The 10564-nt window shown below is 60.7% G+C and carries 10 protein-coding genes and 2 tRNA genes; 5 read left to right on the top strand and 7 right to left on the bottom strand.

Annotated features, from left to right (window positions below; translation table 11 throughout):
• The 3 genes from AB5Y92_RS21370 to AB5Y92_RS21360 form a co-directional block, all read right to left on the bottom strand.
• A partial coding sequence (locus AB5Y92_RS21370; protein WP_368227713.1) for an elongation factor Tu occupies positions 1-770 on the bottom strand: 770 nt, incomplete at its 3' end.
• 168 nt (positions 771-938) lie between these two features.
• Positions 939-1013, bottom strand: a tRNA-Gly gene (locus tag AB5Y92_RS21365).
• Positions 1014-1051: 38 nt separating this feature from the next.
• Positions 1052-1136, bottom strand: a tRNA-Tyr gene (locus AB5Y92_RS21360).
• Between the two features lie 263 nt (positions 1137-1399).
• On the opposite strand from AB5Y92_RS21360, the gene coaA reads away from it, so the two are divergent.
• On the top strand, positions 1400-2338 hold the full coding sequence (coaA, locus tag AB5Y92_RS21355; protein WP_005339877.1) for a type I pantothenate kinase: 939 nt from the start codon (positions 1400-1402) through the stop codon (positions 2336-2338).
• Positions 2339-2418: 80 nt separating this feature from the next.
• On the opposite strand, the gene birA is transcribed toward coaA, so the two are convergent.
• Both birA and murB read right to left on the bottom strand, forming a co-directional pair.
• On the bottom strand, positions 2419-3384 hold the full coding sequence (gene birA / locus AB5Y92_RS21350) for a bifunctional biotin--[acetyl-CoA-carboxylase] ligase/biotin operon repressor BirA (RefSeq protein ID WP_302246754.1): 966 nt from the start codon (positions 3382-3384) through the stop codon (positions 2419-2421).
• Positions 3381-4418, bottom strand: coding sequence for a UDP-N-acetylmuramate dehydrogenase (murB, locus tag AB5Y92_RS21345; protein WP_368227710.1), 1038 nt, complete (start codon positions 4416-4418; stop codon positions 3381-3383). The genes birA and murB overlap by 4 nt, the downstream gene beginning before the upstream one ends.
• Positions 4419-4545: 127 nt before the next feature.
• Between murB and AB5Y92_RS21340 the strand changes: the two genes are divergently transcribed.
• Together AB5Y92_RS21340 and AB5Y92_RS21335 are read left to right on the top strand one after the other, a co-directional pair.
• Positions 4546-5199, top strand: a complete 654-nt coding sequence (locus AB5Y92_RS21340; protein WP_005339863.1) for a TrkA family potassium uptake protein — start codon at positions 4546-4548, stop codon at positions 5197-5199.
• Complete coding sequence (locus tag AB5Y92_RS21335; protein WP_005341850.1) at positions 5196-6551, top strand: TrkH family potassium uptake protein; 1356 nt, start codon at positions 5196-5198, stop codon at positions 6549-6551. The genes AB5Y92_RS21340 and AB5Y92_RS21335 overlap by 4 nt, the downstream gene beginning before the upstream one ends.
• A 41-nt stretch (positions 6552-6592) precedes the next feature.
• Here the strand turns inward: AB5Y92_RS21335 and AB5Y92_RS21330 are convergent, their stop codons facing one another.
• Complete coding sequence (locus AB5Y92_RS21330) at positions 6593-7423, bottom strand: cupin domain-containing protein (protein ID WP_368227707.1); 831 nt, start codon at positions 7421-7423, stop codon at positions 6593-6595.
• A 101-nt stretch (positions 7424-7524) separates the two neighbouring features.
• Here AB5Y92_RS21330 and AB5Y92_RS21325 point away from each other — a divergent pair, with 101 nt between their 5' ends.
• Both AB5Y92_RS21325 and AB5Y92_RS21320 read left to right on the top strand, forming a co-directional pair.
• The gene (locus AB5Y92_RS21325; protein WP_064338932.1) at positions 7525-8058 is read left to right on the top strand and encodes a carboxymuconolactone decarboxylase family protein; all 534 of its coding nucleotides are present in this window, start codon (positions 7525-7527) and stop codon (positions 8056-8058) included.
• 14 nt (positions 8059-8072) lie between these two features.
• Complete coding sequence (locus tag AB5Y92_RS21320) at positions 8073-8513, top strand: DUF417 family protein (protein ID WP_005357613.1); 441 nt, start codon at positions 8073-8075, stop codon at positions 8511-8513.
• 40 nt (positions 8514-8553) lie between these two features.
• On the opposite strand, the gene AB5Y92_RS21315 is transcribed toward AB5Y92_RS21320, so the two are convergent.
• On the bottom strand, positions 8554-10527 hold the full coding sequence (locus AB5Y92_RS21315) for a DNA topoisomerase III (protein WP_216952234.1): 1974 nt from the start codon (positions 10525-10527) through the stop codon (positions 8554-8556).
• Between the last annotated feature and the right edge of the window lie 37 nt (positions 10528-10564).

Here is a 10564-nt window from a genome sequence, read left to right as displayed (position 1 = left end):
GTACAGGTGGTAGAAACGGTATCTTTGATACCAACGATTTCTACGGTCTCACCTACTTTAACGATACCGCGCTCTACACGACCGGTAACTACAGTACCACGGCCAGCGATAGAGAATACGTCTTCGATCGGCATCAGGAACGGCTGGTCAATCGCGCGCTCCGGCTCCGGGATATAGGTATCCAGGTGGCCAGCCAGCTCGATGATCTTCTCTTCCCACTGAGCGTCGCCTTCCAGCGCTTTCAGCGCGGAACCACGAACTACCGGCAGGTCATCACCCGGGAAGTCGTACTCGGTCAGCAGTTCACGAACTTCCATCTCAACCAGTTCCAGCAGCTCTTCGTCATCAACCATGTCACACTTGTTCATGAACACGATCATGTACGGGATACCAACCTGACGACCCAGCAGGATGTGCTCACGAGTCTGCGGCATCGGGCCGTCAGTCGCTGCTACTACCAGGATCGCGCCGTCCATCTGGGCAGCACCGGTGATCATATTTTTAACGTAGTCGGCGTGACCCGGGCAATCTACGTGGGCGTAGTGACGGGTAGCGGTGTCGTATTCTACGTGGGAGGTGTTGATGGTGATACCACGCTCACGCTCTTCCGGTGCCTTGTCGATCTGGTCGAAGGCGAAAGCTTTACCACCGAAGTGCTTGGCCAGCACGTTGGTGATAGCTGCAGTCAGGGTGGTTTTACCGTGGTCAACGTGGCCGATGGTACCCACGTTAACGTGCGGTTTATTACGCTCAAATTTTTCTTTAGACATGATCGTCCCTCTAAACTAACGCTGAGTACGCGGTGGCAAGCTAACCACAGAACAGTTTATATGATGGATTTGAATCTGGTGGGAAAGAGAGAGGTACTGATGGCTGGTTCGCTTGCCGAACTCACCCTAGGGTGCGGCTCTGCTAACGCCTGAGCCATATCAGCATCTTGGAGCGGGCAGCGGGAATCGAACCCGCATCATCAGCTTGGAAGGCTGAGGTAATAGCCATTATACGATGCCCGCATTTCTCTAACCCAAAGAACTCAAACCGCAGAGAAATATGGTGGAGGGAGAAGGATTCGAACCTTCGAAGGCAGAGCCGTCAGATTTACAGTCTGATCCCTTTGGCCGCTCGGGAACCCCTCCAGACGCCAGATTGTCACAACGGTAATTCTGCTTGCACCCGTTGTGTTTATCGCTTTTGCACGGCAAATAGACGACAGACAGTCAAGCGTCGCGCATTTTATTGTAAGGTTTTGGGGGATGCAACCATTGAACCCGGCAAAATATGCTTTATTGCTGGGAAGTTTGCAAAAAAGCGGGGGCAAACAAGCCAATCCTGCTGCGTCCCTTGTCGCTCCCCCACCCTTGGTGTATGGTCGCCGTGCCCAAGAAACAGTGATGACACCATGACGACAGAGCATAACCCCTATCTGCAATTCACCCGCGAACAATGGGCGTTATTGCGCGATTCGGTCCCCCTGACCCTGACCGAACACGATCTGCAGACCCTGCGCGGGATCAACGAGAAGGTGTCATTGCGGGAAGTGGAAGAGATCTATCTGCCTCTCTCCCGCCTGCTCAATCTCTATGTCAAAGCCAAGCAGCGCCGTAGCCGGGTGCTGGAGCAGTTCCTCGGCCAGTCACGCGGCAAGGGTACCTATATCATCAGCATCGCCGGCAGCGTGGCGGGGGGCAAAAGCACCACGGCCCGTATTCTGCAGGCCCTGCTGGAGCGCTGGCCGGAACATCCGCGGGTGGAGCTGGTCACCACCGACGGCTTCCTCTATCCCAACAAGGTACTGGAAGAGCGCGGCCTGATGCGCCGCAAGGGGTTCCCTGAGTCCTACGACATCCGCCATCTGGTGGAGTTTGTCGCCAATATCCGCGCTGGTCACGAGAAGGTCGAAGCGCCGGTTTACTCCCACCTTATCTACGACATCATTCCCGATGAGAAGAAGGTGGTGGAGCAGCCGGACATTCTGATCCTGGAAGGGCTCAATGTGCTGCAAAGCGGCATGGACTACCCTCAGGAGCCCCATCGGGTCTTCGTGTCGGACTTCGTCGACTTCTCCATCTATGTGGATGCCGATGCCGAACTGCTGCGCACCTGGTATATCGAACGCTTCCTGAAATTCCGCAGCGGCGCCTTCTCGGATCCCGACTCCTACTTCCATAACTACGCCAAGCTGGCGGAGAGTGAGGCGACCCAGATCGCCAGCAACATCTGGCAAGATATCAACTATCTGAATTTGCAAGAAAATATCCTGCCAACGCGTGAGCGTGCCAACCTGATCATGACCAAGGGCCATGAGCATGCCATTGAGCAGATCAAGCTGCGCAAATGATGACAGCGGTTGCAGGATAACGAAGAGGGGGCCCGTGGGCCCCCTCTTCTGTTTGGCATCATGAGCGGCCTTGCTGACCCTCAATCACCCCGGCGCAGGGAGAGTTCGCCACCCAGATAGAACTTGGTACCCTCCTCCGTCTCCAACCGCAGGGCACCGCGATCGTCGATGCCGCGAGCGATGCCACGGATCTCCTGATCCCCCATCAGCAGGCGCACCGGGCGACCGGCAAAGTGATCGAGCCGGTTCCACTCATCGACAAAGCTTGCCAGCCCCTGCTGCTCAAAGGTGTGCAGCGCCCGCTGCAGATGGACGATCATCCGGGCCGCCAACTGATTGCGATCGACCAGCTCGGGATTGATGTGGCGCAACTCGGCCCAGGCCTGATCGATCTTCTCACCTTCGCGGGCAGGCATCGCCAGATTGAGACCGATGCCGATCACCAGATGACAACTGGCCCCGGCGCTACCACTCATCTCTACCAGAATGCCCGCCAGCTTGCGGCCCTGATAGTAGAGGTCATTCGGCCACTTGAGCTCGACCCCCTGATAACCAAGGGACTCCAGCGCTTCAACCACTGCAACGCCGACCGCCAGACTCAGCCCCATGGCCGCCGCCATGCCTTGTTCGAGTCGCCAGTACATGCTGAGGATCAGCTGGCAACCAAACGGCGAAATCCAGGGTTTACCACGACGACCGCGCCCGGCTGTCTGACACTCGGCCAGACAGCTCTCGCCAGAGCGCAGCTCATTGACCCGATCCAGCAGGTGTTGGTTGGTCGAGTTGATGACCGGAAAACAGTGCACCGGCGCCATCGGGGCCAGTGCCTGCAAGGTGGCCTGATCATAGAGCGCCATCGGCACCGCCAGCCGGTAGCCCTTGCCGGTCAGGCTAAAGAGATCCAGCCCCAGCTCCTTGAGCGCCGCCATGTGTTTGCTCACCGCCGCCCGGCTGATGCCGAGCTGCTCACCCAGCTGTTCGCCGGAGTGAAACTGGCCGTCGCTAAGCAGGGTGATCAGAGTCTGCCTGATAGGAGTCAACGTCATGAGAGCACCTCGTCGAGCCAGGTTTCACCGTGCGCGCCCATAAAGCGCACCTCATGCTCCAGCACCACGCCAAACGTCTGCTCCACGCTGTCGCGGACATGGGCCGCCAGCGCGATCAGCTCCATGGCACTGGCGCCCCCCAGATTGACCAGCACCAGCGCCTGCTCCTGATGAACAGCGGCGCGACCGATGGCGAAACCTTTCAGACCGCACTGATCGATGAGCCAGCCCGCCGCCAGCTTGGCCTGCCCTTCTCCGGCCGGATAGCAGGGCATCTGCGGGTAGCGCGCCTTGAGATTCTCCGCCAGCGCGGCAGGCACCACCGGATTCTTGAAGAAGCTGCCCGCATTGCCGAGCACCGCAGGATCCGGCAGTTTGGCCATGCGGGTGGCACAGACGGTATCGAAGATGGCCTGCGCCGAAGGCGCGTCACCGAGCGCCGCCAGTGGGCCATAGCCCTGCACCGGTTGCCACGCCTTGGGCAGTTTGAACCCGACGGCGGTGATCAGGTGGGAATCCTGATACTCGTGTTTGAAGATGCTGTCACGATAACCGAAGCGGCACTCTGCCGCCACGATCCGTTCAATCTCGCCACTCTGCCAGTTGAACGCCTCGACATAGGCGCAGAAGTCGGCCAGCTCAACGCCATACGCACCGATGTTCTGCACCGGCGCCGCACCGACCGTGCCGGGAATGAGCGCCAGATTCTCCAGCCCGAACCAGCCCTGTTGCAAAGTATGGCGCACCAGCTGATGCCAATCTTCACCGGCCGCCACATGGAGCAACCAGTGATCGCCACCATCTTCAGCGGTAATCCCCTTGAGCCGGTTGAGCACCACCAGACCGAGAAAATCGGTGGTGAAGAGCATGTTGCTGCCGCCGCCCAGATTGAGGCGCGGCAGCTGGTTGAGCTGCGGATCGGCACGCAGGGTCGCCAGATCGGCAACCTGCTCCACCTCGGCCAGCCAGAGGCAATACGCATCGAGGGCAAGGGTGTTGAGCTTCAACAAGGAGGCGTTGGCATTCAGTTTCATCGGTCTATCCCGGCTTGGTGCAAGGGCGCAGTCTACCTCAAGTTGCCCCATGACGAAAAACCCGAGCCCTTTTCGGGGGAATAGCAGTGGTTTAGAGTAGGCGACTTCAACTGCTGAGGAATAACTCATGAACAACCAGTTTGCCGTCATCGGCCTGGGCCTGTTTGGCAGCGCGCTGTGCGAAGAGCTGCAACGGCAAGATGCCGAAGTACTGGCCATCGATATCGACGAGAGCAAGACCCGGCAAATCGCCGCCCTCTGCAATCACGTTATCGTGGCCGACGCCACCGATGAGGCCACCGTGGCCGAGCTGGGACTGGCCAATTTCGATATCGTCTTCGTTGCCATCGGTGACAACCTGGAGACCAGCATCCTCACCACCCTCGTCTTGAAAGAGGCAGGCGTGAAAAAGGTGTGGGTCAAGGCGCGCGACAAGTTCCACGCCAAGATCCTGCAGAAAGTGGGCGCCGACAAGGTGATCAACCCGGAGTGGGACATGGGCCGCCGGGTCGCCCAGAGCATGCTGGACAACCGGCTGTTCGACTATCTGGAGCTGGGTCACGACATGGTGCTGACCGAGTTCGTGATTGGCCTGCAACAGAACGGCCGGGAACTGGGCGACTTCCATCTGCTGCAACAGAGCGATTTCCAGCTGCTCGCCATCAAGCGTGGTGATGTGCTGCACAACGTACTAACCGGCAAAATGGAGCTGCAACTGGGCGACATCCTGATCCTGGCGGGCAACAAGCACGCCATCGACCACTGGCTCGAAACCCTATGATCAACTGGCGCAGCAGCTACGCCTTCGCCCTCCATCGGGAGCAGGACTCTCGCTGGAGCGAAGCCCGGCTGATCCTCGGCAGCTTTCTGATCATTCTGCTGATTGGCACCATCTTTCTGGTGCAACCCTCCAGCCACAATGGCGAGGTTACCTTCGTCAACGCCCTGTTTACCGCCACCTCGGCCATCAGCGTGACAGGTCTTGGCGTGGTGGATACCGGCACAGCCTTCACCCTGCAGGGGCAGATTTTCCTGCTGATGCTGATGGAGATCGGTGGTCTGGGCCAGATGACCATGACCCTGCTGCTGATCGCCATCTTCAGCAAGCGGGTCGGTCTGCGCCAACAGGTACTGGCCAAGGAGGCGCTGGGACAGGAAGGCTCGGTCAACATCATTCAGCTGGTCAAACGGATCGTGCTGTTCGCCTTTATCGCCCAGCTGATCGGTACCGGCATCATGGCGATCCGCTGGGTGCCCGAGATGGGGTGGGTGCACGGCCTCTATGTCAGCTTCTTCCACGCGGTCTCGGCCTTCAACAACGCCGGGTTTTCGCTCTTTGCCAACAACCTCATCGACTATAGAGACGACCCCATCATCAGCCTGACCATCGCCGGCCTGCTGATCCTGGGGGGGATCGGCTTTACCGTCATCGTCGATCTGGTGCGCAACCGCCGCTGGCGCAAGCTCAAGCTGCACAGCAAGCTGATGCTGCTGATGACCCCGGCGCTGCTGCTGGCCGGTACCCTGATGTTCTGGCTACTGGAACACAACAACCCGGGCACCCTCGGCAAGGCCGGTATCGGTGGCCAGCTGCTGGCTGCCTTCTTCCAGTCTGCCAGCGCCCGTACCGCCGGTTTCAATACCATAGATATCGGGCTGATGACCCCGGCAGCGTTGCTGTTCCTGATGATGTTGATGTTTATCGGTGCCGGTGCCACCTCAACCGGTGGTGGTATCAAAGTCACCACCTTCGCAGTCGTGCTGCTGGCGACCAAGGCATTTCTGACCAAACGGCCCCATGTCACCGCTTTTGGCCGCACCCTGTCGCCCCAGATCGTGACCCGCTCGCTGGCCATCATCATCGTCAGCACCATGGTGCTGATGCTGGCGATGTTCCTGCTGATGGTGACCGAGGATCTGCCGTTCGACAAAATCATGTTCGAGACCATCTCGGCATTTGCCACCGTCGGCCTCTCCACCGGCATCACCGCCTCCCTGAGCGAGCCGGGCAAGCTGATCCTGGTGCTGGTGATGATCTGCGGCCGTCTCGGCCCCCTGACCCTGGCCTTTATGCTGGCCCGCCCGGTCGAGACCCGCATCCGTTATCCGGAAGAGAACGTCTATACCGGCTGACCAGCCATGAACACGGGGCAGCCACTGGCTGCCCCGTTTTTTTATTCGGCTTGTTGCTGCGCCTTGAGCCAGCGCCCCGGGCTCACCCCCAGCTCCCGCTCGAATGCCCGACCAAAGGCAACACTGCTGCTGTATCCCGCACCCAGCGCCACCTGCACCATGGGCTCCCCCGCCAGCAGTTGCTGGCAGGCGCGCGCCATACGCCAGCGGGTCAGATAACCCAGCGGCGCTTGACCGACCCGCTCCTGAAACCTCGCGGCAAAGCGGGCCCGCGACATGCCGGCCTCCCGCGCCAGCGTGGCCACCGTCCAGGGTTCATCCCCACGCTGATGCATCACCGAGATTGCCTTGGCCAACTGGGGATCGGAAATACCTGCCAACATCCCCTGCTGACACACCCCTTGCTCGACCAGATGACGCAGCAGCAGGATCAACAGTATCTCCAGCAAGCGGGAGATCAGCGGATCCTGCCCGTAGCGGGGGTGAAACGCTTCGTCAAACAGCTGACTCAGCACCGGTGTCAGGACAGGCAACTCACGTAGCGGCAGCACCAGCGAGCCCGGTAATGCCAGTTGCAACGGCGATGCGCCCCCCTTGCCGAATGCGACATTGGCACATACCAGATCGCAACCCCCCAACGTTCTGGGTTCAAGCTTGTGAGGACGTCCCCGAGGGAACAGGATCAGGGTCGGCTCCTCGAGCAGCAAGCTGGTTCCCCCCTCTTCACGCAGCATGACGGCACCGCTGCGCAGCAGATGAAGATGTCCGCCACTCGGATAATCATCACTGGAGGAGTTCTGGCACAGGTTGCCGGCGAAGAAGATCTTGGCTTCGGGGGAGGCATGAACCAACAGGGCAGAGAGCGGATCCATATTTGAGACGAATGGTATTTATTTGCAGACGATGAGTGATAAACCGTATCACGAATGACGGCACACTGTCTCCCGTACCTTCACTACCACAGGAGAAGATCATGAGCCGTATCCAACCAGTATCCCAACCGCAACCCGCAGCCGCCCAGACCCTGACCACCCTGCGCCGCAATCTGGGCATGGTGCCCAACCTCTACGCCACCCTGGCCCACTCGCCAGCCCTGCTCAATGGCTTTCTGGCCTTTGCCGAGGCGCTTGGCAAGGGGCGCCTCACTGCCCCACAACGGGAGTTGCTGGCACTGGCCATAGGTCAAGCCAACGCCTGCCAATACTGTTTGTCTGCCCACACACTACTGGCGGGCAAGGCCGGATTCTCGGCCCAGGAGATCCGGGCTGCCCGGCTCGGCCAGGCCTCGGCTCCCCTTGATCACGCCCTGCTGCAACTGGCAACGGCGCTGGTCAGTCAGCGCGGAGTGATCAGTGACGAGCAGCTTGCTAGCGCCCGTGCCGCAGGCGTAGATGACGAGCTGCTGCTGGAGGTGCTCGGCCAGGTGGTCGTCAATACCCTGACCAACTATGGCAACCACCTGGCAGCGACCGAGATCGACTTCCCGCCCGTCACTCTGACCCCTTAAACAAGGAGCCCCCCATGCAGCAACATGACAAAGGCTTTCTGGTCGCCCTGGCGGGCGTGGTATTGACCCTGCTCTGGATCGGCGTCTTCAAGTTTACCCCGACAGAGGCAGCCGCCATCAAACCACTGGTAGCCAGCCACCCCTTGATGAGCTGGCTCTATGGCCCCCTGTCGGAACAGAGCGTATCGAACCTGATCGGGGTGGTCGAGATAGTGATCGCCATCGGGCTGGTCGTGGGTCTGTGGCAACCTCGCATCGGTTACTGGTGCAGCATGGGGGCTATCGTCACCTTCCTGGCGACGCTGAGCTTCCTGCTGACTCTGACAGGTGTCTGGAAGATGGTTGACGGCGTGCCAGTCACCGAGTTCTTCCTGTTCAAGGACCTGGTGTTTCTCGGTGTGGTTCTGCACTACCAGCACAGGATCCGTGCCAGCTTGTCCACTCAGGCAGCCTGACAACAATGCCTTTGGCGCCCAGGATGGGCGCCTTTTTTCGTTATGCAGCCCTGGTCTGGCGCTTGCTGGTCGTCTTGCGCGGTCGGGGCCCGCCAGTCGTGCTGGCTGCCGGACTCTTGCGTTTGGTAAAACGCCGCTTGCCGGCACCCGGCGCCTCCTTGGGCAGGGTGCTGAAGCTGGCGCCGGAGTCCTGCCGCGCCCTCTCGATCAAGCCGTTGAGCTGCTCGGTGAGCGGCCCCATAAACTGCTGGTAGCTGCCGTGACGCTCGGCGATCTGGGCGAGGCTCTGCTCCCATAGCGCCGTCATATCCGGCGTGGTGGCGGTGGCTGGCAACGCCTGCACCAGCGCCCGCCCGGTCGGGGTCGCCTTGATGCTCTTGCCCTGGCGCACCAGAAAGCGGCGCTTGAACAGCAGGTCGATAATGCCCGCCCGGGTCGCTTCTGTGCCGAGACCATCGGTGTCGCGCAGGGTCTTGCGGATCTCGGGATCCTGTACATAACGAGCGATGCCGGTCATAGCCGCCAGCAGGGTGGCATCGGTGAACGACTTGGGCGGCTGGGTCATCTTCTCCTGCAGTTCGCCCCGCTCGCACAGCAGTTGCTCTCCCTCTTTCAGGGCAGGCAGCGTGCCCGCCTTCTCTTCGTCGTCATCCTCCTCCACCCCGAGCAGCGCCTTCCAGCCCGCCTTGAGAATGCGCCGCGCCTTGGCCTGAAACAGGCCACCGGCGATGCGCAGCAGCACCTTGCTGTCGTTGTATTCGAACGGGGGATAGAACTGCAGCAGATACTGGCGGGCAATCAGGCCATAGAGCTTCGCCTCGTCGGCCCCCAGCGTGGCGGGGTTGCCCTGCTTCTCGGTGGGGATGATGGCGTGGTGGGCATCCACCTTGCTGTCGTTCCACGCCTTGCTGCGGATCTTGCCATCAGCCTCGCTCACCGCCTTGGCCAGTGCAGGCGCTGTAGCGGCGATGGCACCGCGCACCTGCTCGGACCGCTTGAAGTGGTCGGTCGGCAGATAGCGGCTATCGGAGCGCGGATAGGTGATGAGCTTGTGGCGCTCGTAGAGGCTCTGGCAGATGTCGAGCACTCGCTTGGCATCCATGCCGAAGCGCTTGGCGGCATCGATCTGCAGGCTGGAGAGGTTGTAGGGCAGCGGCGCCGCCTGCTTGCGGGCCTGCTCCTCCACCGATTCAACCTGTGCGGGTTGGCCGTTGATCCTGCTCACCACCTTGTCGGCCAGCGCCCGATTGAGCACCCGCCCCTCCTCATCCTGCCACGGCAGGCAGGCTTCCGATGGCAGCCACTTGGCGGTGAAGCGCTCGTTACTATCGGTCAGAAGATGGGCCAGCACCTCGTAGAAGGGTTTGGGGACGAAGGCCTCGATCTCGAGATCCCGCCGCACCACCAGCCCCAGCAGCGGGGTCTGCACCCGACCGACCGAGAGCAGCTCGCTGCAACCTGCCTTGCGCCCGAGCAAGGTATAGGCGCGGGTCATGTTGATGCCGTAGAGCCAGTCGGCCCGACTGCGGGCCAGCGCCGAGACCGCCAGCGGCACGAACTCCTTGTTGTCCCGCAGCTTCTCGAGGGCACGGCGCACCGCAGGCGGGTTGAGATCGCTGATGAGGCAGCGCTGCACCGGCTTGGTTTTCGGGTAGCCGAGAAAGTCGATCACCTCGTCCACCAGCAACTGCCCTTCCCGGTCCGGGTCACCGGCGTTGACCACGCAGTCCGCCTGCTTGATCAGCCGTTTTATGACGGTGAGCTGGGTTTTGGTCTTGGGTTTGGCCACCAGCTGCCACTGGGCGGGGATGATGGGGAGATGCTCCATCCGCCACTGCTTGAAGGCGGCGTCATAGGCATCGGGCTCGGCCTGCTCCAGCAGATGGCCGATACACCAGGTGACCACATCCCCTTGGGCTGTTTCGATAAAACCGTCGCCCTTCTTGTGGGGCTTGGGCAGGGCATCGGCAATGGCGCGGCCCAGCGTGGGCTTCTCGGCGATAAAGAGTCGCATCGGTGGCTACCTGCAATACTGTATATGCAGACAGTAT

It is taken from the genome of Aeromonas sp. R1-1 (assembly GCF_040908495.1).
Taxonomy (GTDB): Bacteria; Pseudomonadota; Gammaproteobacteria; order Enterobacterales; family Aeromonadaceae; genus Aeromonas; species Aeromonas veronii.
This window is presented reverse-complemented; position numbering and strand designations above follow the sequence as displayed.

What these genes read in the sequence shown, in the direction of transcription:
- coaA (WP_005339877.1), top strand. Translation starts at nt 1,400, where the DNA reads ATGACGACAGAGCATAACCCCTATCTGCAATTCACCCGCGAACAATGG.
- birA (WP_302246754.1), bottom strand. Translation starts at nt 3,384, where the DNA reads ATGACGTTGACTCCTATCAGGCAGACTCTGATCACCCTGCTTAGCGAC.
- murB (WP_368227710.1), bottom strand. Translation starts at nt 4,418, where the DNA reads ATGAAACTGAATGCCAACGCCTCCTTGTTGAAGCTCAACACCCTTGCC.
- AB5Y92_RS21340 (WP_005339863.1), top strand. Translation starts at nt 4,546, where the DNA reads ATGAACAACCAGTTTGCCGTCATCGGCCTGGGCCTGTTTGGCAGCGCG.
- AB5Y92_RS21335 (WP_005341850.1), top strand. Translation starts at nt 5,196, where the DNA reads ATGATCAACTGGCGCAGCAGCTACGCCTTCGCCCTCCATCGGGAGCAG.
- AB5Y92_RS21330 (WP_368227707.1), bottom strand. Translation starts at nt 7,423, where the DNA reads ATGGATCCGCTCTCTGCCCTGTTGGTTCATGCCTCCCCCGAAGCCAAG.
- AB5Y92_RS21325 (WP_064338932.1), top strand. Translation starts at nt 7,525, where the DNA reads ATGAGCCGTATCCAACCAGTATCCCAACCGCAACCCGCAGCCGCCCAG.
- AB5Y92_RS21320 (WP_005357613.1), top strand. Translation starts at nt 8,073, where the DNA reads ATGCAGCAACATGACAAAGGCTTTCTGGTCGCCCTGGCGGGCGTGGTA.
- AB5Y92_RS21315 (WP_216952234.1), bottom strand. Translation starts at nt 10,527, where the DNA reads ATGCGACTCTTTATCGCCGAGAAGCCCACGCTGGGCCGCGCCATTGCC.